This window comes from Sedimentitalea todarodis (assembly GCF_032595355.1).
GTDB classification, from domain to species: Bacteria; Pseudomonadota; Alphaproteobacteria; order Rhodobacterales; family Rhodobacteraceae; genus Sedimentitalea; species Sedimentitalea todarodis.
Window position 1 is genome coordinate 105585 of the sequence record NZ_JASMWN010000009.1, and the last position, 24202, is coordinate 129786.

Here is a 24202-nt window from a genome sequence, read left to right on the forward strand (position 1 = left end):
GTTCCGACCCCTTAGTTTTTCAGAAGTTCGCCAGAGATGATGAGCTTGCGCACCTCCTGGGTGCCCGCGCCGACCTCTAGCACGCGACCGGTACGGTAGAGCCGGTTCACTTCGGTATCGCGCATATAGCCCGAACCGCCGTGAATCTGGACGGCCTTGTCCAGCACGAAGGATGTCGCCTCGGCGGCCTTGTAGATTGCCGCAGCGGTGAGCTTGTGGATCTCGCCACGCCCGCCTTCGCCCTCTTCAAGGCCCTCACACATGGCCGCGGTACGCAAGGACAGGCTGCGCGCCGCCTCGATCTGGGTGTACATGTCGGCCAGCATCGCCTGCACCATCTGAAAACTGGCGATCGGCTTGCCGAATTGCTGCCGTGTCTTGGCGTAGTCGACGGAAATATCCAGCGCCCGCTGCGCAATGCCCATTGCGTTGAAGCAGACGATGGCACGTTCCAGATCCAGCCCGGACATCGTCACGGCAACGCCGCCATCCAGTTTGCCGACCATATTCTTGGCCGGAACGCGGCAATCTTCGAACACCAGTTCCCCGGTGGGCGAGCCACGGAAGCCCATCTTGTTGAGCTTCTGGGCAACCTTGAAACCTGGCGTGTCGGTTTCAACGATGAAGGCGGAAATTCCCTTGGCCCCTTTTTCCGGCGAGGTCTTGGCATAGACCAGGACCAGATCGGCAATCGGTCCGTTGGTGATGTAGATCTTGGAACCGTTCAGGATGTAGTCGTCTCCATCCTTTTTGGCCGTGGTCCGCATCGAACCGAGCGCGTCAGACCCCGCGCCGGGTTCGGTCAGACCCAGGGCGCCGATCAGCGTGCCGTCGCAAAGGCCCGGCAGATACTTGTGGCGCAGGTCGTCACTGGCGTTGCGATAGATGTTGTTGACGCACAAGTTGTCGTGGGCCACATGGGTTAGCCCGATGGCGGCAGAGGACCGCGAAAGCTGTTCGGTGATGATACAGGCCGAGGTAAAATCCAGCCCCGCACCGCCGAATTCAGGCGGCACGTTCAGGCCCAGATAGCCCATCTCGCCAAGCTTGGGAAAGACCGAAGGCGGCAGGTCATCAGTGTCGTCCATTTCCGCATTCAGATGGTGAAACTCGGACATGAAGAACTTGCCGGCCTGATCGGCCAGAGCCTGTTGCTCCTCCGTCATGAAATGTGTTGGCAAAGCGGTGTCGTTGCGAAGTTGCTTGTTCATGGTTTCGTCCCCCCTCAGGCGCGCAGAAGTTCTTCGGCAATGATGATCTTGCGGACTTCGCTTGTGCCCGCGCCGATTTCCAACAACTTGTTGGCGCGGAACAACCGGTTGATCTCGGTGTCCTGCATGTAGCCAGAGCCACCATGGATATGGCAGGCTTCGGTCACCGCCTTGTTGAATGCCTCGCCGGCGTACAGACAGGCCGCCGCAGTCAGTTTGTGAATTTCGCCGCGGCCTCCGGCCCCTTTTGGCAGGCCCGTACAGGCGGCCAGCGCTCGATACCCGAAGGCGCGCGCCGTTTCGACCTCGATGTAGATCTGGGCCAGTTTCGACTGCATCATCTGGAAACTTGCGATTGGCTTGCCGAACTGCTCCCGGATTTTGGCGTATTCCAGACCCAGTTCCAGCGCCCGTTCGGCCATACCTACGCAGACTGAGGCAACCATAGCACGCTCCAGATCCAGCCCGCTCATTACCACCGAAACGCCGGTGTTTTCCTCACCCACCATGGCGGATGCGGGCACGCGGCAATCTTCGAACACCAACTCTCCGGTCGGAGAGCCTCGGAAGCCCATTTTGTCGAGCTTTTGCGCCACCTTGAAGCCGGGATTGTCGGTCTCAATGATGAAGGCGGAAATGCCCTTGGCGCCCTTCGATTTCTCGGTCTTTGCGTAAAGCAGAATCACGTCGGCAATCGGGCCGTTGGTGATGTAGATCTTCGAGCCGTTGATGACGTAGTCATCACCGTCACGGCGCGCGGTGGTCGCCATGGACCCAAGCGCATCGGATCCCGCACCCGGTTCGGTCAGACCCAGAGCACCGACAAGCTCGCCCGAGCAAAGGCCCGGTACGTATTTCTTTACCTGCTCTTCGGACCCGTTGCGCAGCAGGTTGTTCAGGCACAGGTTGTCATGCGCGCCATGCGACAACCCCACAGCCGGGTTCCATTTCGAGATCACCTCGGACACTAGCGCCTGGGTGAATTCATCTTGACCCGATCCGCCCAGCTCCTCGGGAGCGGTGATTCCCAGCAGGCCCAGCTCACCCATTTGCTTGAACAGGTCTTCGGGCCACCATTCTTCCTCGTCCATGCGAGCCTGCAACGGGTGCAGTACCTCGCGCGACACACGATCCACGTGATCGACAATCTGGCGTTGCTCGTCGGTCAACGAATAGTTTGCCCTGATGGCTTCCAGGTCAGCCGCGATAGCCTCACTTTGAGTCGTCATATCATCCTCCCGAGAAATGTCGTTTGTGGTGTTGACCAAAATCAAACACATGTTAGAAAATAGATCAAGCCAAGCTTTTTGCGACCTGACGTTAGAAGGCACGGCGCACAAACTATTTTGGGGGAGCTTCGGAAATGGGTGAGAGCGTTGTTCAATCGCAGATGCGTGGCGACGAAGTTCGTATCACGATTCGACGTCCTGAGAATCGAAATGCCCTAAACCGTGAAGTCGCAGACGGGATCATGGCCGCCATATATGCTGCCGAGAAGGACAGCGATTGCCGTGTGATCGTTCTGACCGGCGAGGGAGATCGCGCCTTCTGCGCCGGCGGCGACATCAAGGCGGGTGCGGACGGTGGTCCGTTCGTTCAGGATCCGGCCGATCCTGATCATTTCGCCGGAAGGTTGTTCGAAACGATACAGGCCTGCCGAAAGCCGACGATCGCGCGTGTCAACGGCGTCGCGATGGGGGCAGGGGCGGGCATTATCTGTGCCTGCGATCTGGCTGTGATGGCGGACCACGCCCGCATCGGAACGCCGGAAGTGAAGGTGGGTTTGTTTCCCATGACGATCGTACCACCCATGATGCGCGTGCTCCCCCGACGCAGGTTGATGGAGATGTTCATCACCGGCGTCCCTCTGACGGCCGAGGAAGCCCTGCAATTCAATCTGGTCAACTATGTGACCGATGCCGCGGGGTTGGACGACAAAGTTGCAGAACTGGTTGCCCAGATTGCTGCGCAGTCGCCGAGCGCGATCCGGCTGGGAAAATACGCCTGTCATGCGATGGAGGACATGACCTATCCGCAGCAAATGCGGTTTGCAGAAACGCTATTGCCCCGCGTTGCACAGACAGAAGATGCGCGCGAGGGCTTTGATGCCTTCATTGCGAAACGCAAACCTGAATGGACAGGCCGCTAATCAAGCGGGGAGGAGAAGCATATGTCAGATCGAAAACTGCGCATTGGATGCGCATCGGGATTTTGGGGCGATACGCCTGAAGCGATCGGTCAACTGGTCTCTAAGGGCGAGATCAACTATCTGGTGTTCGACTATCTGGCCGAGGTGACAATGTCGCTGATGGCGCGTGCCCGCGCCAAGACACCCGAGTCGGGCTATGCGCCGGATTTCGTCAAGGCGCTGGCACCCTGGTTGCCGGACATCAAGGCCAAGGGGATCAAGGTCGTTGCCAATGCCGGGGGCGTGAACCCGCGCGGCTGCCGCGACGCGCTTGCTAAGGCCGCTGCCGAAGCCGGGATCGATTTGTCCATCGGAGTCGTGCTGGGCGATGACCTGTTGCCGAAGGCCGACGAAATTCGCAAAAGCGGTCAGACGGAAATGTTCTCGGGTGTCGAGTTTCCGGGCGACATCTGGAGCATGAACGCCTATCTGGGTGCCCGCCCCATCGCGGCCGCGCTGGATGCCGGGGCCGACATCGTAATCACGGGGCGCTGCGCCGACAGCGCGGTCGCGCTTGGCCCCCTGATGCACGAATACGGCTGGGGCGATGACGACTGGGACAAGCTGAGCCAGGGATCGCTGGCGGGTCACCTGATCGAATGCGGCCCCCAGGGAACGGGCGGCAACTTTACCGACTGGCAGGACGTGCCGGGTTGGGACAATATGGGGATGCCCATCGTCGAGGTGTCGGAAGACGGCAGTTTCGTCATGACCAAGACGCCTGACACCGGCGGGCTGGTCGTGCCCGGATCGGTCGGAGAGCAGATGCTCTATGAAATCGGTGATCCGCGCGCTTACCTGTTGCCCGACGTGATCTGCGACTGGTCCGGGGTCAACCTGGAACAGGTCGGACCCGATCGGGTGCTGGTCAAGGGCGGCAAGGGTCTCGGGCGCACCGACAGCTACAAGGTGTCGGCGACCCATGCAGATGGCTGGCGCGCGGTCTCTACCCTGACACTGGCCGCGATTGATGCACCCGCCAAGGCCGAACGCGTGGCCGAGGCGATCCTGACCCGCTGTCGCCGGATTTTCCGCGATCGCAACATGGGCGATTTCCGGCAGGTCAGCGTCGAAGTGCTGGGCGCCGAGTCCACTTATGGCGCAAATGCGCGCGCCCAGACCCGCGAAGTGGTGCTCAAGATCGGCGCGGTCCATGACGATCGCACCGCGCTGAACATCTTTGCCGGAGAAATCGCACCCATGGCGATTTCGACCGCGCAGGGTCTGACCGGGTTCTTCGCCGGACGGCCAAAGGTACAGCCGGTGGTCCGTCTGTTCTCCTTCCTGCAGAACAAGGCCGACACCCCCGTCGCAGTCGAGGTCGACGGCAAGGATGTGCCCGTCGCCGTGGCCACCAGTCCAGTCCACCTTGATCCGCCTGCCGCGCCGCCGGCAGATAGCCGCGCGCCCGGTCCGGACGCGATCAAGGTGCGCCTCGTCGATCTGGCTTGGGGCCGCTCAGGCGACAAGGGGGATATCGCCAATATCGGCATCCTTGCGCGCAAGCCCGACTACCTGCCATATATCCGCTCGGCCCTTAGCGAAAAGGTGGTGAAAGACTATTTCTCCCATGTCTGCGAAGGCAAGGTCGAGCGGTTCGACCTGCCCGGAAGCCATTCGCTGAACTTCCTGCTGCATGAATCGCTGGGCGGGGGCGGCATCGCCTCGGTCCGCATCGATCCGCAAGGCAAAGGGTTTGCGCAGATGCTGCTTGATATTGAAATTCCTGTGCCGGTCGATCTGGCCGCGCGCGACGGGCTGAACGCCTCGGACCGGAACTAATAGGACAATACCATGACCATTTCAAAACTCCTGGTCGCCAATCGGGGTGAAATCGCAGCGCGCGTGTTACGCACCGCCAAGGCCCGCGGCCTTGCGACGGCTGTGTTGAGCCACGTCGCTGAACAAGAGGGGCCGGCCCACCTGATCGCAGACGAGATTGTGATGATCGAAGGGCCAACGCCTGTGGCCGCCTATCTCGATATTCCGCAGATTGTCGAGGCTGCAAAGAAAATCGGCGCCGACGCGGTGCATCCCGGCTATGGCTTTTTGTCCGAGAACGCGGCCTTCGTCGCGGCGCTGGAAGAGGCCGGTGTGACATTTATCGGCCCGACGTCCGAGACCATCGACCTGATGGGCGACAAGGTCCGTGCGCGCGCCTTTGTCGAGGAGCACGGCTTCCCGGTTGCCCCCTCGGCGATCGAGGATGACGATCCGGCGAGTTTTGTCGAACGCGCCCGCACGGTGGGCTACCCTCTGCTGATCAAGCCCTCGGCTGGCGGCGGCGGCAAGGGTATGCGCATTGTGCGCGAAGACAGCACGTTGGAAACCGAAATCGAAACGGCACGTCGCGAAGGCGTCCGTTATTTTGGCGATGGCCGGCTGTTCGTCGAATGCTATATCGAACGTCCGCGCCATATCGAGGTGCAGGTGATGGGTGACGGGCAGGGTAACGTGGTCCATTTCTGGGAACGCGAATGTTCGATCCAGCGCCGGTTCCAGAAGATTATCGAAGAAACGCCGTCACCGGCGCTGACCCCAGAACAGCGGGACGAGATCTGTGAAACCGCTGCGGGGATTGCCCGCGCCGTCAAATACCGCGGGGCAGGGACCGTCGAATTCATTTATGCGCAGGACGGGGCCTTTTACTTCCTCGAAATGAACACCCGCCTTCAGGTCGAACATCCGGTGACCGAACTGGTGACTGGCTTCGATCTAGTTGCCGAGCAACTGCGCGTAGCTGCGGGCGAGGGCTTGAGTGCCGCACAGGCGGATATTCCGCAGACCGGCCATTCGATCGAATTGCGCATCTGTGCCGAGGACGCGACCGCCGATTTTCGCCCCGCGATCGGGGATATCCTGCTGCTGGACGAACCCATGGGCGAGGGGATCCGCGTGGACAGCGGCATTCTGGACGGCGGCAAGGTGACAACCGACTTCGACCCGATGTTGTCCAAGCTGATCGTGCATGGCCCGGATCGCGCGCAGGCCATCGCCCGTGCCCGGAATGCGGTGCAAAACTATGTGATTCTCGGGGTGACGACCAACACCGGTTACCTGGATGAGATCCTTGCACATCCAGATTTTGCCTCGGGCGATGTTTCAACCGGCTTCCTGGCTGAACAATCCGAAACGCTGACCGCACCGGGGGAAGATGTCTCTGACCTGCTGATGGCGGCGGCGGCCCTGTCGGACGAACGGCTGGTGAGCGACGTAATGCAGATACCGGAAATGTACCGCAAGATGGGCGGGTGGAGAAACTGATGCAACGGATCTTTCAGATCGACGGAGAAGAGACTGAATGTTGGTTGGGCCATGATGGCAGCCGGTTCGTACTTAATACCCCCAATGGTACTGTTGCCTGCCAATTGGACCCGACGGGCCTGCCGGGCGGTTATACGTTGCGGGCTAAGGGTGTTGTCCGCGAATTGCGACTGGCCGTGGGGCCGGAAGCAACTTTTGTGCACATGAACGGTCGCACCTACGAAGTCGGGCGGGTTGATCCCGCCGAGCGCCTGGCTGGAAGCGATGGTGGCACAGGCGATGATCGGTTGGTCGCGCCTATGCCCGGAGTCGTGGTGTCGGTCGCGGTCAAACCCGGCGATACAGTTAAAGAAGGCCAGCCGCTTTTGGTTATCGAAAGCATGAAGCTGGAAACCACACTGACGGCGCCACGCGACGGGGTCGTTGCCGAAATGCCATTCGCCGAAGGCGACAGTTTTGGGCTGAAAGATATCCTGGCCCAATTGGCCCCGGAGGAGGAGTGAGAATGCGCAGGATTGAAAGTCTGATCGATACCAACGCCGCCGACTACAAGGCAAATTATGCCGCCATGTCCGAGCGGCTGAAGGAATTTCACGCCCGCCAGCACGCGGCGCGTTTCGAACGCCCGCAACGCGACATTGACCGCCTCGAGCGGCAAAACAAGCTGGGCGTGCGCGAACGGCTAAAACTGCTGCTGGACCCCGGCACACCGTTTCTGGAATTCTCCACCCTCGCAGCCTGTCGCGAATATGACGGTACAGTGCCGGGTGCCGCCGTGGTTACGGGCATTGGCATCGTGCAGGGCCGCGAGGTCGCTATTCATGCCAATGACGCCAGCGTCAAGGGCGGTGCCTGGTATCCGCATACCGTGAAAAAGGTCGTGCGCCTTCTGGATGTCGCGCTGGAGAACCGGTTGCCGGTCGTCCATATCTGCGACAGCGCCGGCGGTTTCCTGCCGCTGCAACATGGCGTCTTTCCCGACCGCTATCTGGGCGGGCGGGTGTTTCGCAACCAGGTCAAGCTGAGTCAGGCCAATATCCCGCAGATTGCTGTGGTCGGCGGGCATTGCACCGCAGGCGGTGCCTATGTACCTACGCTGAGCGATTACAACATCATCATCGAAGGCACTGGGGCGATTTTCCTTGGCGGTCCCCCGCTGGTCAAGGCGGCCACCGGCGAAGATGTCGGTGTTCAGGAACTTGGTGGGGCGGTTATGCATACCTCGGTTTCGGGCACCGGCGATTATCGTGCCGCGACCGAACAGCACGCCTTTTCACTGGCGCGCGAGATTGTCAGCCAATGGAAACGCACACCGAAAACTATCATCGAAACTGCTTCCTATGAAGAGCCTTACTACGAGCCGAAGGAGCTTTACGGGATCATTCCCAAGGACCGGAAAACCCAATTCGACATGCGCGAGGTTCTGGCCCGGATCGTGGACGGTTCGCGCTTTCACGAATACCAGCCCGACTACGGCACCACGATGATTTGCGGTTATGCCCATATCTGGGGCTACAAGGTCGGCATCCTTGCCAACAACGGGGTGCTGTTCAACGACAGCTCGCTCAAGGCGGCGCATTTCATTCAGCTGTGCAACCAGAACCGTACGCCTCTGGTCTTTTTCCAGAACATCACCGGCTATATGGTGGGCCGCGAATACGAAGAACGCGGCATCGCCAAGGACGGCGCCAAGATGCTGATGGCGCAGGGCGGCTCGGTCGTGCCGAAGTTTACCGTGATCGCCAATGCCTCTTACGGGGCAGGCAATTACGGCATGTGCGGACGGGCCTGGGATGCACGCACGCTGTTCATGTGGCCGCAGGCCGAAATCGGCGTGATGGGTGCGGATCAGGCTGCCAATACCATGGCCGACGTCAAGATTCGGCAGCTTCAGCGCGAAGGCAAAGAACTGAGCGAGGAAGAAATCGCCGCGATCCGTGATCCCGTGCTGGAGAAATTCCGCCGAGATGTCGAAGCCTATACCTCGACCTCGGAATTGTGGGACGATGGCATCCTTGACCCGGCGGACACACGCAATGCGCTTGGCATGTCGATTTCCGCCTCGCTGAACGCGCCGATCGACGATCCGCACTACGGGATCTTCCGGCTGTAACTGTACGAGGGACGGCACACCGAGCTACGGAGTGCCGTACCCTATCAAGGCGTTACGATCTGGCGCTTTCGGAATCCGAAGAAATCCGTCCCGAGACCGGACAGGTCAGGACGACGTCCGCCGCGCCTCCTGAATGGAAACGACGTCAGAGGCAGCCATCTCGGGCCGGTCCGCCTCGACCACCTTCAGCGGCTCGACGGGCATCAATCCGACCAGACAGTCACGCGCGAGTTGCTGGTATTCCGCCGTGCCGCGGGTCTTCCAAGCGACTTCTTTCTCGCTGACCTCGCGGATCACCTTTGCCGGAGATCCGACCACCATCGAACGGGGCGGAATGACGGTTTCGCCTCGCACAAAAGCCTGCGCGCCAACGATTGATTCCGCCCCAAGTTCAACGCCATCCATGATGACGGCGTTCATACCGACCAGAGCATTCCGGCTCACAGTGCAACCGTGCAGGATCGCGCCATGGCCAATATGACCGTCGGTTTCGACCACCGCATCGCGGCCGGGAAAGGAATGGATGGTGCAGTTGTCCTGGACGTTGGCGCCGTCGCCGATCACGATCCTGCCGAAATCGCCCCGCAGGCTTGCTCCGGGTCCGATGTAGCATCCATGACCCAAGATGACATTTCCGATCAAAATGGCCTGAGGATGGACATACGTGTCCTCGGGAACAACGGGTATAAACCCCTTGAATTCATAACAATACGCCATTCTCTCTGCCTTTCGTAGTCTGGGTGTCGCTGATTTCAGGAAACAAGCAGCAAATGTTCATCGCCCGTCTTGCCGGAATCCAAAGGCCTGAAATGTACTGATTTCCAGAACTCGCAGTCAAGAAAAACAAACATATGTTAGAAAACAACGCAAGCACCCGACGTCTCGGCGTGAAGATGTTGACAGTTCCCAAGGTTAGGATCTAAATTCTAACAAATGGTAGAAATTGGTTTGGCAGCGCGTTCAGAATCGCCGGACGAAGCATGGGAGAGAGAAAGAAATGACAGGCAAAGCCTATGTCACCGGCGTCGGGATGGTCCCGTTCCAGAAGCCGGGAAAATCCGAGAGCTACGATGTCATGGCAACCGCGGCGACCCGCTCTGCTCTGGCCGACGCAGGTCTGGACTACGAAAAAATTCAACAGGCGTATGTGGGCTATGTTTATGGCGACAGCACCTGCGGTCAGCGCGCCTTGTACAATGTTGGAATGACTGGCATCCCGGTTGTGAATGTGAACAACAATTGCTCGACCGGGTCGTCTGCCCTGTTCCTGGCGCGTCAGGCCGTGGAAAGCGGGGCGGTGGAATGTGCTCTGGCGCTTGGGTTCGAACAAATGCAACCCGGCGCAATCGGCGCGATGTTTCACGATCGGGTCAGCCCGTTTGCGGCTTTCGACGAAGAAACCGACGATCTGGTTGGCAGTTCGGAGATCCCGCTGGCACTGCGGTACTTCGGCGGTGCGGGCAAGGCGCATATGGACGAGTTCGGCACGCCTCTTGAGACCTTCGCCAAGATCCGCGCCAAGGCCAGCCGCCATGCGGCCAAGAACCCGGTGGCCCTATTCCGCCAGGAAGTGACGGCGGAAGACGTCATGGCTGCGCAGGTGGTCTGGCCCGGCGTCATGACCAAGCTTATGGCCTGTCCGCCAACCTGTGGCGCAGCCGCCGCGATCATCTGTTCCAAGGAATTCGCCGACAAGCACGGACTGGACAGTTCGGTTCGGATCGCGGCGCAGGCCATGACAACGGACGGTCCGGAAACCTTCGAAGCCCATGATATGCGCGAGGTGGTCGGCTTTTCGATGGCCAAGCGCGCCGCCGATCAGGTCTACGAGGCTGCGGGCATCGGGCCCGAAGACGTGGATGTGGTCGAACTGCACGACTGTTTCGCCCACAACGAACTCATCACCTACGAGGCGCTTGGCCTTTGCGGCCGAGGTGAAGCTGCGAAGTTTGTTGATGATGGCGACAACACCTATGGCGGAAAATACGTGACCAACCCGTCGGGCGGTTTGTTGTCCAAAGGTCATCCTCTTGGGGCGACCGGCCTTGCGCAATGTACCGAGCTTGTCCAGCAGTTGCGCGGGCAGGCTGATGCGCGCCAGGTCGATGGCGCGCGCCTGGCACTTCAGCACAATCTGGGCCTCGGTGGGGCCTGTGTCACCACACTTTATGAGAAAGCCTGATAGCGTCTTTCGGGAGGAATTAATATGACTGGAAAACTCGACGGGCGTGTTGCCCTGGTCTCGGGTTCGGGCCGAGGCATTGGCCGCGAAATCGCACTCAAACTGGCCTCGGAAGGGGCCCGGGTAGTGGTCAACGATCTGGACGCCGACCCGGCCAATGAAGCCGCTGAAGCTATCCGCGCCGCTGGCGGCGAAGCGGTGGTCTGCGCCGGCAGCGTGACCGAAGACGGTTTTGCCGAACGGTTCATCAAGACGGGCGTGGACAGCTTCGGCGGACTCGACATCATCGTGAACAATGCCGGCTACACCTGGGACAGCGTCGTTCAGAAGATGACCGACGAGCAGTGGCAGGCGATCATCGACGTTCACATGACCGCGCCCTTCAAGATCCTGCGCGCCGCCCAGCCGGTAATCAGCGCCAAGGCCAAGGAAGAGGCCGCCGCCGGAAAGGAAGTGTTCCGCAAAGTGGTGAACATTTCGTCTATCGCCGGCACTGGCGGTAACGCGGGGCAGATCAACTATTCCGCCGCCAAGGCCGGCATACTGGGTGTCACCCGGACGATGGCCAAGGAATGGGGCCGCTACAAGGTCAACGTCAATGCCGTGGCCTTCGGCCCGATCCGCACCCGTCTGACGGAGGGCAGCGCGGACGGTGACAGCACGATCAAGGTCGAGGAAAAAGAGATCAAGGTCGGCGTCAACCCTGATCTTCTGTCCCAGATGGAGCGCATGATCCCGCTGGGTCGGGTCGGTACTCCAGAAGAGGCTGCTGGTGCTGTCTATCTGTTCTGCTCACCCGAATCGAACTTCATCTCGGGCCAGCACATCATCTGCGGCGGCGGCTTCGTGATCTAAGGCATTTGCCCAGACCCGATGACGGGGTCCAGGCAAGCACATTAATGTCTGGGCGGCCTCATGGCGGTCGCCCATGCGGAATTTCCCGCAAACTCTAATCTGGCACGATCACGACGATTGACTCACTTGCGTTATTCACCTAACGGTCGTTAGTTAGACGTTGGGGCGAAACGAAGGTCTATGGCACAAAACACGGCAAGCAAAGTCAACGAGACATCGCGCAGCGCGGTCGGACGGGACGGGGTGCTCGACATTGCCGCGCGGCTTTTCCGCGAACAAGGCTACGGGTCCGTTTCGCTCCGAAAAATTGCCGAGGCCGCCGGGATCAAGGCGGGTAGCATATACTATCATTTCGGTTCCAAGGACGAGATCGTCGTGGCCGTTCTTGATGCAGGGATTCGAGTCGTTCACGCGAGCATGAGAGACGCCATCACCGACCTGCCAGCCGATACCGACGGCGAAACGGTACTTCGCGCCGCGATCCGGGCGCATCTGCGCGCGCTTCTTGATGTGAGCGATTATACGTCGGCGAATGTGCGTATTTTCGGGCAGGTGCCGCAATCCGTGCGGGATGCCAACTTGCCCACGCGACGGGCCTATGAGGCAGAGTGGGATAGTCTTCTGTCCCAGCTTAAGAAAGACGGCACGCTGAAGCAAGACGTCGATATCCGCCGCCTGCGCCTGATGCTGATCGGTACATTGAACGCCACGCTCGATTGGTTCGACCCGGACCGCGGTAGCGCCGATGCGTTGTCACGCACCTATGCCGATGTGTTCCTCAACGGGATACTCCAAAGACAGGATACCTGACTTCATGGCACGTCTTGAAACAGCGGTGCTGACCGCATCAGAGACCTACACCCTCAACCACGCCGCACAAAGCGAGCGCGTCGAAACGCTGCGCGCGCGGATCGCCGAAGCAACGGCTGGCGGCCGCCCCGACATGGTCGCGCGGCATCGCAAGCGCAGCAAGCTGTTGGTTCGCGAACGGATCGACCTGCTGGTGGATCCGGGCACTGCGTTTCTTGAGCTGTCGTCGCTTGCCGCCTACGGTCAATACGGAGGCGAGGTGCCCGGTGCGGGGATCGTGACCGGTATTGGGATCGTCCACGGGCTGCCCTGCGTTGTGATCGCCAACGATGCGACAGTGAAGGGTGGTTCTTTCTATCACGAAACCGTGCAGAAACACATTCGCGCCCAGGAAATCGCGGCGGAAAACCGGTTGCCCTGCCTCTATCTGGTGGACTGCGGCGGGGCCTATCTGCCTGAACAGGACAGGGTCTTCCCCGATGCTCGCCATTTCGGCAATTCCTTTTATCGCCAGACCAACATGTCGGCCAGCGGTCTTCCGCAGATCTCGGCCGTGTTCGGCGGCTGCACGGCGGGCGGGGCCTATATTCCCGCCCTGTCGGACGAGGTCATCATGGTGCGCGGCAACGCGCGCATCCATCTGGGCGGGCCGTCGATCGTCAAGGTGGCGATCAACGAAGAGGTCGATGGCGAAACGCTGGGCGGGGCCGAGATGCATTCGCGTGTCTCCGGCGTATCCGACCACCTGGCCGAGGACGAGCACCACGCGCTCGCACTGATGCGCGACATTGTGGCCGAGCTTGGTCAGTCGCGCCCGATTCAGGCAGACGAGGTGCCCCAGCCGCCTGCGCGTGATCCGTCCGAGCTGCTTGGCGTCATCAGCGCCGACCGCAAGGAGCCCTACGACATGCGCGAGGTTCTGCTGCGCATGATCGACGTCGGCGAATTCCGCGAGTTCAAGCCCGGATGGGGTGAAACATTGGTTTGCGGCACGGCACGGATCCACGGCTATCGCGTGGGTATTCTGGCCAACAACGGGGCGCTTCTGTCCGAAAGCTCGCTCAAGGGCGCGCAATTCGTATCCATGTGCGATCAGCGGAACATCCCGCTTGTTTTCCTGCACAACATTTCCGGTTTCATGGTCGGCACCGACGCCGAACGCGGTGGTATCGCCAAAGACAGTGCCAAGCTGGTCTATGCCATGTCGGTGGCCAAGGTGCCGCGCCTGTCGGTTTTGCTGGGGGGCTCATACGGGGCGGGAAATTACGGCATGTGTGGACGGGGTTTCGCTCCGAATTTTCTCTTTGCCTGGCCAACGGCAGAATTGGCTACCATGTCCGCCGACATCGCCACCAATGTGATGCTGGAACTGCGCCGCCAGAAGGGGGGTGACCCAGACAAAATGGAGGCCGACATGAAGCTGATCGAAGAGCAGGTGCGCGCCCAGTATGGTGAACAATCCGATCCCTATTATGCCACCTCGCGGCTTTGGGATGACGGGCTGATCGAACCCGCGCAAACCCGCGATATCCTTGGCCTGTGTCTGGCCATTGTGACGTCGGTGCCCGAAGTCGGTCGTCATACGCCTGTTTTCAGAATGTGAGGCCGACGCCATGACGACCACTTATCAAACCATCCTTGTCGAAACCGATGCGCGAGGAGTTGCCACTGTCGCGCTCAACCGCCCGGACAAGCACAACGCGCTGAACGGCACGCTGATCGCCGAGCTTTACGACGCGGCCCAGAAGTTGGCCGCGGATGAAAGTGTGCGGATCGTGGTCCTGACCGGCATAGGAAAAAGCTTCTGCGCAGGCGGCGATTTCAACTGGTTCGCTTCGAATGTCGAGAAAAGCCGCGCCGAGCGGGTCGAACAAAGCGCTACCTTGGCACGGCTTTTGCGCCGTCTTGACACGCTGCCCAAGCCCTTGATCGGGCGGATCAACGGCCCAGCCTATGGTGGCGGTGTCGGTATGATCTCGGTCTGCGACTACACCATCGGTGCCGAAGGCGCGCGCTTCGGTCTAACCGAGGTCAAACTGGGCCTGCTGCCCGCGAATATATCGCCTTACGTTGTGGCCCGCATCGGCAAGGTGCATTCGCGTGAAACCATGCTGTCGGGCGCGTTGTTCGACACGGCCCGCGCCGAGAGGATTGGACTATTGACGGAAGTTGTCGCGCCCGACGGTCTGGACGCCGTGGTGGACCGTGTGGTGCACGATCACCTTCAGGCTGCGCCGGGTGCAGTGGCCGATACCAAGGCGCTGATCGCCTATGTCGCATCGCACGATCTGGAGACCAATATGATCTACACCGCCGACCGGCTAGCCGATGCGTGGGAGACTGAGGAAGGTATCGAGGGCATCAATAGCTTCATTAACAAGGACATTCCGTCATGGCGGGTGAAATGAGCTTCACCCGCGTTCTGATCGCCAACCGGGGCGAGATTGCCCGGCGCATCCAGCGCGGGTGCCGCAAGCTGGGATTGGAAAGCGTGGCGGTGTTTTCGGATGCAGACCGCGAAGCGCCCTTCGTGGCGGAGGCCGATCACGCCGTCTGTATCGGCGGGGCCGCGCCTGCGGACAGCTACCTGAACGTCGAGGCCATTCTGGACGCCGCGCGCGCGACCGGCTCAGGGGCAGTGCATCCGGGCTATGGCTTCTTGTCGGAAAATTCCGGTTTCGCCGCAGCGGTCGATGCGGCGGGCCTTGTGTTCATCGGGCCTTCTGCCGCTGCAATCGCACGGATGGGAAGCAAGATCGAAGCCAAGGCCGCCGCCGAGGATGCGGGAGTTCCTGTGCTGCCCGGCTATCGCGGCGAAGATCAGTCCGACGCACGATTGCTGGAAGAGGCGCGCAAGCTTGGCACCCCGTTTCTGGTTAAGGCCAGCGCCGGTGGGGGCGGGCGCGGCATGCGGCTTGTTTCTGATCTGAGCGGCGCGTCTGAAGCAATCGCATCTGCCCGGGCCGAAGCGCAAGGCGCCTTCGGCGATCCCGCAGTGTTCCTTGAGCGCTACGCGCCTCGTGCGCGACATGTCGAAGTGCAAGTGTTCGGCGACAGCCATGGCAATGTCCTGCACCTCGGTGACCGCGACTGTTCGCTTCAACGCAATCATCAGAAGCTGATCGAAGAAGCCCCTGCTGCCGATCTTCCCGAGGCCCTTCGCGACGAAATGCGCGCAGCATCTGTGCGACTGGCGCAGGCGATAGGTTATCGGTCCGCCGGGACGGTTGAGTATCTTTATGACTCCGAGCGCTGCGAGTATTACTTCCTTGAGATGAACACCCGCCTTCAGGTGGAACATCCGGTGACCGAGGCCATCACCGGCATTGATCTGGTCGAATGGCAGTTGCGTATCGCGCGGGGCGAGACCCTGACATTGGCGCAATCGGATGTGCCGTTAAACGGCCACGCCATTGAAGTGCGCATCGCCGCCGAGAACCCCGCCGAGAATTTCCGCCCCGAAACCGGCAAGATCACCCTTTGGGCGCCGCCTGCTGGCATGCGGCTCGATAGCGGCGTCGCGGCTGGGTCAATCGTCAGCCACCATTACGATTCGATGTTGGCCAAATTGATCACCCATGCGCCGGACAGGGCAGGGGCAATCCGTCAGGCCATTGCTGCGATTGATGCCTTTGTGGTGGGCGGCGTCGGGTTGAACCTGTCTTATCAGCGGGCGCTGTTGAACCATCCTGATTTTCATGCCTTCCGGCATCATACCTCGGGCCTTGCCGAGTTGTTCCCGGATGGCTGGGCAGAACCGACGCCCAAAGCCGAGGACGCCGGCCTCGCCGCCATGGCGCTGCATCTGCACCTCACTCCGGCAGGCGCATCGCCTTGGGACAGCCTTGGATCTTGGCGGCTCACGGCCCCTGCGGGACTGCCCGGCACTGCGTTCTATTGGAGCGCATCCGAGGAAGATCCGATCCGCGTGACCGGGTCCGGGCCCGGGCCCGGGACGGTGCTTGCCGCCGTACAGCCGGACGGCCAGACAATAACGGCCGAAAATGTCGGCCTGACAGGGAACCGTCTGAGCGGACGCATCGACGGCGTTCCGTTTTCGCGCATCGCCCATGTCGTGCGCGCGCCGGGTCACTGGCGGGTGCACCTGCAAACCCCTGCCGGAATGACCGCGACAGACCTGCGTACGCTGGAAGATCAGCATCTGCAACGTGCCACCGGCGGATCTGGCGGCGCTGACCTGCTGACGGCACCCATGCCCGGCGCCGTCGCCGAGGTGCGTGTCGCGCCCGGAGACCGGGTCAAAGCAGGTGATACGCTGGTGGTGCTGGAAGCCATGAAGCTCTTGCAAAGCCTGCCCGCGCCGGTCGCGGGCGTGGTGACAGAAATCTATTGTGCACCAGGCGATACGGTCGCCGGGCACGCCCCACTTATCAAACTCGACCCGGAGGAAAACACATGACCAGACAAGACACCATCACCGCGGCCACCGGCCCGTTCAACGAAGACCTCAACATGATCCGCGACCAGCTGCGCCGGTTCATTGAAACCGAAGTGACCGCCAAGGCGGAGCCATGGGAAGAGGAGGGCATGGTGCCCCGTGACGTGCTGCGCCGGATGGGCGATCTCGGCGTGCTGGGGATGCGCTATGACGCGCAATATGGCGGCGCGGGGCTGGACGTGATGTCCAGCGTGGTACTGGCCGAAGAGGTGGGGCGCTCCACTTTCGGCGGGTTTTCAGCCACGGTTCTGGTCCATACGGATATGGCCTCACCGCATCTGGAAAACGCAGGCACCCCGGAACAAAAGGCGCACTGGATGCCATCGATCGTATCGGGCGAAAAGATTACCGCCGTGGCCGTGACTGAACCGGGCGCAGGATCGGACGTGGCTGGCATGCGTACCCGCGCGGTGCAGGACGGGTCGGACTGGGTGCTGAACGGCACCAAGATGTTCATCACCAACGGCGTGCATGGCGACCTCTACTTTGTCGGTGCCAAGACCGATCCCGATGCAAAGGGTTCCCGCGGGATCACCATGTTCGCGATCGAAAAGGGTACGCCGGGCTTTTCGGTCGGTCGGGCGCTGAACAAGACCGGCTGGCTCTGCTCGGACACGGCCGAACTGATCTTTGAGGATGTCCGCATCCCGGCCGAGGATGTGCTGGGCGAGGTTAACAAAGGCTTTTATTCGGTGATGAAAAACTTCCAGAACGAACGCATCGTCCTGGGCGCAATGGCCTGTGCCGAAGCGCAATCCGCGCTGGACATGACAGTGGAATACGTCAAGCAGCGCAAGGCCTTTGGCGGTGTCCTATGGGACAAGCAGGTGGTGCGCCAGCGGCTGGCAGACTGCCAGACGAGGATCGCGGCGGGACGGCAGCTGGTCTATCATGCCGCAGGTCTGGACGCGGCGGGCCACGATTGCGTGCAAGAGGTCTCGATGGTCAAGGCCTATTGCGGCGAACTGGTAAACAGCGTGCTCTACGACTGCGTCCAGTTTCACGGCGGCATGGGCTATATGCGCGAAACCCCGGTTGAACGCATGTCGCGCGACGCCCGTGTTCAGGCCATCGGCGGCGGTGCGAGCGAGGTCATGCTGGAAGAAGTCGCCAAGCGCATGTGAGCTTCCCTATCCAGCAAATCAACGATCTACAGAAACAAGGACGAAACAGATGAATTTGGAAGCCACTCAACGCCAACCGGTCGCAAGACTGACCCGAGAGATCTCAATAATACTCATCGGCACAATACTTCTGACACTATCCGCCAAAATCGCGGTGCCGTTCTACCCGGTACCGATGTCAACACAAACCCTGGTGGTCTTGGGTCTCGGCCTTTTCCTGGGGTCGGTGCGCAGTAGTCTAGTTGTCGCTGCGTACCTTCTGGAAGGTCTGTTTGGCCTGCCGGTTTTCGCTGGCACGCCTCCCGCACCGGCGGGTCTGGCCTATTTTGCGGGTCCCACTGGCGGATTCTTGATTGGGTTTGCGCTCGCGGCGGCGGCTGCAGGATGGATGGTTCAAAAGCTGGCAGGGCTTCCGCCTTCAATCAGAGCATCTGTAGCGGTCCTCTCCGGTTCGATACTTATGTATTGCGCAGGGCTATTCTGGTTGGGTGGCTTTGTCGGCTATGGCGAAAAATTGCTGAACGCCGGGCTTTACCCGTTCCTGCTTGGAGACCTGACGAAGGCAGCAATTGCTGTAGTGCTGTATACAGGTTTCCATAATCGGGGTCACGCTTGACTGCTGGGCTTTGTTGCCTTGTTCCAGCGCCGGTTCTGACCGGCGCTGGACGCCAGCCCGAGGCTTCCAAAGCTATGCAAAGCAAAAGGCGGCTTTGCAAGTCCCAGACTTTTCACTGTCAGAAAGTGGTCGTATTCAATGACAAAACGCAGCATGTTTCACACAGAGCCGGAACCGTGTCGCGCGCGTGCAGAACAGGTGGCCGAGGGAATCCTGAGGATCGTTGCGAGCAATCCCGGGAAGATGACCTATCACGGGACGAACAGCTACATCATTGATACACCTGACGGTCGGTTCATTCTCGATCCGGGTCCAGCAGAAGACAGTGCACATTTCGAAGCAATTGTCGAGAATCTGGGAGGCAACCCGGCCGGAATTCTAGTGTCACACCACCATTCCGATCATTTCGGTGCCGTGCCGGGATTGCGCGAACGGACAGGTCTGCCCGTTTATGTTTCGCGTGCCTTTCCAGACGATGCATTTCAACCCGACGGGTTTTTGGAAGACGGGCAAAGGATTGCCGGTCTTACTGTCCTTCACACACCCGGTCACGCGAGCGATCACCTCTGCTTTGCGAGGCTGGATGGAGTGTTATTCACGGGCGACCACGTGATGAGTTGGAACAGTTCGATCGTCAGCCCCCCTGACGGCAACATGCGTGATTACTGCGACCAGCTTCAACGGCTTATTGATCGCGACGATAGGATCTGCCTGCCGGGTCACGGGCCCGTACTCCAGGATCCGCGCCCTTACATCGAACGGTTACTTGCCAACCGGATGCGCCGCGAGACCCAGATCCTCAAGCATCTCCTAAATACTTCCGATACAGTCCAGAATATCGCCGCTTCAGTCTACAAGAAATCTGACCCGCATATTGCAATGGCCGCCGAAAGGAATGTTGTGGCTCATTTACAGAAACTTCTTTCTGAATCGCGAGTGGCTCAGGAAGAAGGGATCTGGAGGGTAAATTAACATAAACTTCATTATCATTCATTTATGATTTTCATCTAGCCATCTATCTAGCCTGTATATCCTCTACACCAATGTCGTCTCGGCGGTGCGGCGTCCGGAGCGTCACGACAAATTGGCAACTTGGCTCTATGCCCAACGGGATGATGAGCTCTTTCTGAGTGTGATCTCTATCGGCGAGTTCTCCCGAGGAATACGCCAACAAGAAAAGCTCAATCCCGATTTTGACAGCGATCTGAAGGAGTGGCTGAGCCGGACCGAAACGCTGTTTCAGGATCGGATATTGCCATTCACGACGCGTGACGCGCAGCAGTGGGGACAGGCTGTCCGCCGATATCGGAGATGCCGGCGCGGACCTGATGATTGCCGCATCGGCTCTGTCGCATCAGGCAACAATTGTGACCCGCAATGTTTCAGACTTCAAAGCAACTGGCGCAGAATTGCTGAATCCGTTTTGAATATCTGCTGTCATCAGTTTCCAGGTTTGAACGCCTTTCCACCGACGTAATGTCATGGCCGCAGAATACGCAGAATGGCTGCAGTGGCATCTGTCATGTCGGCCAGACGGGCAAGTAGATGCTCCCGTGCAATACCCGATCCCGGTTCCTGTGTCCGGTCAATCCGAGCCAACAAGCGCATCAGTCGCCGCCGGTGGATGCCGAGCACCGCCTGTATCGGGTCCGCCACAAGCCCTGCAAAAGTCGTCAGGATCGAAGCGCAGAACACGAGCAGTACAGTGATGCCAGCGATGAACCAGCCCGAGCGGTCGACGGGAAACAACCCGTACCAGGCGCGGCCAAGCGCTTGCCCGAGCGGAAACTCCGCGACCGCCGCGCCGAAAGCCGCCTGGTCGGACACAAGTGGCGCAAGCGACAGCACACCCGGCGTTGCAGCCCGAAACACGATCAGGCCCAAGCCCAATACGACAAGCGTCGTTGCAATTTCGGCAACGGCGCTGCGAATGCCGACATAATCTTCGACCATCCGTCCGCAGGCCTTGTCAGGTATCGTGCCAGACGGCGCTCGGGGAAGCAGGACCTCCTCAATCAGGGCGCGTTCGATCTCGCGCGAGACGGCCGAACGCAGGATGATGCGGCGGGTTGCCAACCACTGTCCTGCGCGAACGAACGACAGACATGTCAAAACGAGTGACGCGAGACGCACCAGAATGAAAACAGGCGCAAGGATCACATTGAGCGGTGCCCGCAATAGGTCCAACCCAAGCGCGGGCTTGTGCAACCGGAGTACTCCCGGCCAATAGAAGTGCTTGCAAACGAAAGCACGCACACGGATTGCATCAGTGATCGCGGACTCAGTGGCTGCGGTGGTTTCCACCGTGACATTGGCTTGATCCATTGCTCAGATACTCTTCGTAAAATGCGCGCTGACTAAGACAAGAGATGAGAGGCGTTCCGCACGCTCTCAAGCCGCAGATGTAAGGAACCAAAGTTAGAACGCCCCCAACTACAGGAAAACCGACACAAGCTTCTTATGTCAATTCATTGGGTTTGGCCATCATACCCGCGTGTTTCACAAAGCCAGTGCTTTTTCCGTCTCCCGATGTTCAAACGCATCAGAATAGGCTCGGACCTCATCAGGTGATGCCCCCTGATCGCGGAATGATCGCTTCCAGTTGTTTGTGATCGTCTCGGCCATTCGCAATGCAAATTGCCGGGCTTCGGTCAGGCTCAAATCGAAGAATTCACACGCGTCCAATGCGATACCAAGCGACGCATCGAACGACCCGCCCTGCACAATCCCCGTCTCCAGAACCCTGTGCCGCGACGGCGAGGGATTGATATCAAAGGCCGGTGACAGCCGCCACCGATCGCCGCCCGCATAAATTAAACCGTGGTTCTTGAGATGATCGTCCTTGTTTGACACGAGGACCGTGAAAACAATCCGCAACCAGAGCTCCCTCAAGTCCTCGGCGGGTTTGCTGGAAATCTGTCGGATGACATCGGCAATATCAGTGTAGTATCCGCTTTCGTCGCCCTGCCAATCCAGCGCTGTGCGGGCCGACATATAGGGAATACGCGTCTCGCCGCGACGATCAAACCGGCGGATGAGTGCGACCGGGCTATCGCTTTCGCGCAACTCCAGTTTTGCCTCTGAAACTCTTAACCCGCACAAAGCCGCAAGCTTCAGAGTGGCGACTTCGGCGCGCTCGACGGGCTTGGTGTCCTGCGCAGAAGTGAACTTGGCGATCCAAAGATGCCCATCGCCTTCCACGTTGGCCTTAGGGCGCGCACCACCGAGCGAGCCAGCCACGCCGGCCAGGTCGCGGGCCTCTTCCTCCGCGCCAGTTGGATCGCGCTCGAACCGTTGTGCGAGCGTACGCAGACGCTCCAGTTCAACGAGACGCGGAATCGGTGGCGTCAGATCGGAGAGCGGTTCCATATCATCCTCGAGCAATCGTAACGCGCCCTGCCGTGTTCGATCATCGGACAACACGAGGAAATCAAATTCGCTAAGGCCACCGCCAAGCGCCCCGGTCATCAGCCCCCGTCCCCAAGAATCCGGCGCTGCGTCGGCGAAACAGCCGGGCAATGCAGATCGCCTGTCTCGCTTCCCGGTATTGTAATGGCTGCCTTCGCGGAGAGGTAATCCGGGCGACAGCGCAAAGCGGTCTGCCGCGGTCAGCCACTCGGCTTCATATTCAAATTGCGAATGTTGACGGCGACCGTCGGTCTCGAACCGTAGGCGACCAACAATGCGCTTGGCTTCACCAAGGGCGACAACAGCTTCCGGCATCAAAACCCGACCCCATCGTCATTATCGTTGTCGGCAGAACCATCGTGATTCTTGCCGGCTTGAGCAGATCCGGAGTTGCGTTTCCGATTGATCCGTTTTGGAAGCGCCGCCCGATCAAGAAGCAAGCCGGTATCATCTGTTCCGGACTCGAGAAACTCCGAAATTCGATCAATTTCACCGAGCACAAGGCAAGCCATCGCCAGTGTACCGATGCCCACCCCGTCGTCACCCTTTTCCAGGCGCATGACCGTGCTTTCAGACGCGCCGACCCTCTCGGCGAAGTCCCGCACGGAGATACGCCGCTTCAATCGCGCGGTCTTGATGTTCGCGCCCAGAGTTTCAAGAGCGCGCCTCGCGTTTAGAGAGCTAATTTTAGCTGCCATATATGATGTTCTTATTGAGATTGGCCTTCATATATGACTGTTAGCACGAGATTCTGTGAACCGCAATGCGCAGACGGAGCCACGCTTGGCTTGTGCCAGTCAGCGACGGCTCAACGCAACCAATCGGCCTGATAGTCCAGAAACAACGTGCCCGTTTCGCTCATCTCGATGCGCGGCGCTGGTTCAGACTCGACCACTTGTCCCTTTGGTGCAGGATATTGATCCAGAACACGGTTGTACTCCTGTACCGCAGCCGTTGCCTCCTCCCGAATACGGGCAGATGAGACATTGAGGCAATTCAGATAGGTTTCAACCTCGGAGAAATAGACCCGGTATGCATCGCGCATTTCTTCCGGCCCAACCCCACCATCGGCCAAGTATTCCATATTCGGGCGAAAGGGTTCGATGCAGACCTCTTGAGCAACAGCCCTGGATGCTGCGTACAATGCCAGGATCAACACTGGCCCTTTGATAGACGACATTGTCAAAATCCCGAGCTCAGGTGGATACGGCGTGGGCTACATGTAGCAGCAAAGTCTCGGTAGATTGCTGCAGCGCCGCCCATAGGCGCGTCTAATAGCGCACCAATTCCGTGCCGTGTCGACCGGAATAATCCGTCCATTCAAATGCGACCCCACGGTAGTTGGTAGCCGGATTGCAGCTTCGGCTGAGACCAACCCAGCCGGGAACCGCTGCGGGATGAAGCCCTGACCAGCTATAGTGACCATCTGCGCGATAGCTGCCGAGTTGCATCGACCAGCTTTCGGTACAGTCTTCGTCACGACCCTGCTTGGCATGACTGTAGTGCATGACGTTGTAGACCCGGATAGATCGGATGAACGCCAGCGTCGCTGGTTCTGCGGGCTCCGCGGAAACCATCGTCGGTGCGCCCTCGGGCACGTTTTCTACTGACCAATTCTGGCCTACGGCCTGTGAGACCCTAGCTGGCGGCACAGGTTCCGTCATTGGCGAGAAGCTCGCGCCCATCGGGCAGTTCCAAACCTGCAATGGTGGCTCCGAATGCGGATTGGGCGTGATCCGGCGAACCACCTCAGCTTTGGCGGCATTGCATTCAGGATTTGCCGGAAACCCTCCCCCCATGCACAGCAGTATCACGCAATCCATCGGTGCCCCGCCTGATCCGGCGTGTGCATTACCCACCATACCGAGAAAAAGAGACACAACGAGAACTGGGAGAGCCCCACATGGCTTCCACTTTGCAAAGCGTTTACCAGTCGCTCTGCCACTACAACCCAAAAGAGTATTGTCCAAGG

General features: G+C 59.8%; 23 protein-coding genes. 15 read left to right on the forward strand and 8 right to left on the reverse strand.

What is annotated here, in order from left to right:
• Positions 1-11 precede the first annotated feature (11 nt).
• Complete coding sequence (locus QO231_RS12720) at positions 12-1211, reverse strand: acyl-CoA dehydrogenase family protein (protein ID WP_111368604.1); 1200 nt, start codon at positions 1209-1211, stop codon at positions 12-14.
• Positions 1212-1225: 14 nt separating this feature from the next.
• Positions 1226-2440 carry an acyl-CoA dehydrogenase family protein gene (locus tag QO231_RS12725; protein ID WP_101657258.1) on the reverse strand — a complete coding sequence of 405 codons (1215 nt, stop codon included), beginning with the start codon at positions 2438-2440 and terminating at the stop codon, positions 1226-1228.
• Positions 2441-2601: 161 nt separating this feature from the next.
• Between QO231_RS12725 and QO231_RS12730 the strand changes: the two genes are divergently transcribed.
• The 5 genes from QO231_RS12730 to QO231_RS12750 are packed head-to-tail and all read left to right on the forward strand — an operon-like array spanning position 2602 to position 8776.
• Positions 2602-3360, forward strand: a complete 759-nt coding sequence (locus tag QO231_RS12730) for an enoyl-CoA hydratase-related protein (RefSeq protein WP_316776960.1) — start codon at positions 2602-2604, stop codon at positions 3358-3360.
• A 21-nt stretch (positions 3361-3381) separates the two neighbouring features.
• Positions 3382-5181, forward strand: coding sequence for an acyclic terpene utilization AtuA family protein (locus QO231_RS12735; protein ID WP_111368603.1), 1800 nt, complete (start codon positions 3382-3384; stop codon positions 5179-5181).
• Between the two features lie 12 nt (positions 5182-5193).
• Positions 5194-6663, forward strand: coding sequence for an acetyl-CoA carboxylase biotin carboxylase subunit (locus QO231_RS12740; protein WP_316776817.1), 1470 nt, complete (start codon positions 5194-5196; stop codon positions 6661-6663).
• On the forward strand, positions 6663-7166 hold the full coding sequence (locus tag QO231_RS12745) for an acetyl-CoA carboxylase biotin carboxyl carrier protein subunit (RefSeq protein ID WP_316776820.1): 504 nt from the start codon (positions 6663-6665) through the stop codon (positions 7164-7166). Before QO231_RS12740 ends, QO231_RS12745 begins: the two co-directional genes overlap by 1 nt.
• Positions 7167-7168: 2 nt before the next feature.
• On the forward strand, positions 7169-8776 hold the full coding sequence (locus QO231_RS12750; RefSeq protein ID WP_111368600.1) for an acyl-CoA carboxylase subunit beta: 1608 nt from the start codon (positions 7169-7171) through the stop codon (positions 8774-8776).
• Between the two features lie 105 nt (positions 8777-8881).
• Here the strand turns inward: QO231_RS12750 and QO231_RS12755 are convergent, their stop codons facing one another.
• Positions 8882-9493 (reverse strand): acyltransferase, encoded by a 612-nt coding sequence (locus QO231_RS12755; RefSeq protein ID WP_111368599.1) that lies wholly within the window; start codon positions 9491-9493, stop codon positions 8882-8884.
• 280 nt (positions 9494-9773) lie between these two features.
• Here QO231_RS12755 and QO231_RS12760 point away from each other — a divergent pair, with 280 nt between their 5' ends.
• From QO231_RS12760 to QO231_RS12805, 10 genes are all read left to right on the forward strand, one after another.
• Complete coding sequence (locus QO231_RS12760) at positions 9774-10958, forward strand: lipid-transfer protein (protein ID WP_111368598.1); 1185 nt, start codon at positions 9774-9776, stop codon at positions 10956-10958.
• A gap of 24 nt (positions 10959-10982) precedes the next feature.
• The gene (locus tag QO231_RS12765) at positions 10983-11813 is read left to right on the forward strand and encodes an SDR family NAD(P)-dependent oxidoreductase (protein ID WP_111368597.1); all 831 of its coding nucleotides are present in this window, start codon (positions 10983-10985) and stop codon (positions 11811-11813) included.
• Positions 11814-11993: 180 nt separating this feature from the next.
• A complete protein-coding gene (locus tag QO231_RS12770; RefSeq protein ID WP_111368596.1) occupies positions 11994-12623 on the forward strand; it encodes a TetR/AcrR family transcriptional regulator in 630 nt (209 codons plus the stop codon).
• A gap of 4 nt (positions 12624-12627) precedes the next feature.
• On the forward strand, positions 12628-14226 hold the full coding sequence (locus QO231_RS12775; protein WP_111368595.1) for an acyl-CoA carboxylase subunit beta: 1599 nt from the start codon (positions 12628-12630) through the stop codon (positions 14224-14226).
• 10 nt (positions 14227-14236) lie between these two features.
• Positions 14237-15031: a crotonase/enoyl-CoA hydratase family protein gene (locus QO231_RS12780; protein WP_111368594.1), complete on the forward strand. Its 795-nt coding sequence runs from the start codon at positions 14237-14239 to the stop codon at positions 15029-15031.
• Complete coding sequence (locus QO231_RS12785) at positions 15016-17043, forward strand: acetyl/propionyl/methylcrotonyl-CoA carboxylase subunit alpha (RefSeq protein WP_316776839.1); 2028 nt, start codon at positions 15016-15018, stop codon at positions 17041-17043. The genes QO231_RS12780 and QO231_RS12785 overlap by 16 nt, the downstream gene beginning before the upstream one ends.
• Complete coding sequence (locus tag QO231_RS12790; RefSeq protein ID WP_111368592.1) at positions 17040-18206, forward strand: acyl-CoA dehydrogenase family protein; 1167 nt, start codon at positions 17040-17042, stop codon at positions 18204-18206. The genes QO231_RS12785 and QO231_RS12790 overlap by 4 nt, the downstream gene beginning before the upstream one ends.
• Positions 18207-18255: 49 nt before the next feature.
• Positions 18256-18822 (forward strand): biotin transporter BioY, encoded by a 567-nt coding sequence (locus QO231_RS12795; RefSeq protein ID WP_316776842.1) that lies wholly within the window; start codon positions 18256-18258, stop codon positions 18820-18822.
• Positions 18823-19020: 198 nt separating this feature from the next.
• Positions 19021-19794, forward strand: a complete 774-nt coding sequence (locus QO231_RS12800) for an MBL fold metallo-hydrolase (protein WP_316776844.1) — start codon at positions 19021-19023, stop codon at positions 19792-19794.
• A gap of 112 nt (positions 19795-19906) precedes the next feature.
• Positions 19907-20299: a PIN domain-containing protein gene (locus tag QO231_RS12805; RefSeq protein WP_316776847.1), complete on the forward strand. Its 393-nt coding sequence runs from the start codon at positions 19907-19909 to the stop codon at positions 20297-20299.
• A gap of 2 nt (positions 20300-20301) precedes the next feature.
• On the opposite strand, the gene QO231_RS12810 is transcribed toward QO231_RS12805, so the two are convergent.
• The 5 genes from QO231_RS12810 to QO231_RS12830 all read right to left on the reverse strand — a co-directional run bounded on the left by QO231_RS12810 (position 20302) and on the right by QO231_RS12830 (position 24053).
• The gene (locus QO231_RS12810; RefSeq protein WP_316776849.1) at positions 20302-21147 is read right to left on the reverse strand and encodes a DUF6635 family protein; all 846 of its coding nucleotides are present in this window, start codon (positions 21145-21147) and stop codon (positions 20302-20304) included.
• A gap of 174 nt (positions 21148-21321) precedes the next feature.
• Positions 21322-22545 carry a type II toxin-antitoxin system HipA family toxin gene (locus QO231_RS12815; protein WP_316776852.1) on the reverse strand — a complete coding sequence of 408 codons (1224 nt, stop codon included), beginning with the start codon at positions 22543-22545 and terminating at the stop codon, positions 21322-21324.
• Complete coding sequence (locus tag QO231_RS12820) at positions 22545-22928, reverse strand: helix-turn-helix domain-containing protein (protein ID WP_316776854.1); 384 nt, start codon at positions 22926-22928, stop codon at positions 22545-22547. The genes QO231_RS12815 and QO231_RS12820 overlap by 1 nt, the downstream gene beginning before the upstream one ends.
• A gap of 110 nt (positions 22929-23038) precedes the next feature.
• Entirely contained in the window at positions 23039-23410 is a 372-nt protein-coding gene (locus tag QO231_RS12825; protein ID WP_316776857.1) for a hypothetical protein, read from the reverse strand.
• 91 nt (positions 23411-23501) lie between these two features.
• Positions 23502-24053 (reverse strand): hypothetical protein, encoded by a 552-nt coding sequence (locus QO231_RS12830; protein ID WP_316776860.1) that lies wholly within the window; start codon positions 24051-24053, stop codon positions 23502-23504.
• Positions 24054-24202: the final 149 nt, after the last annotated feature.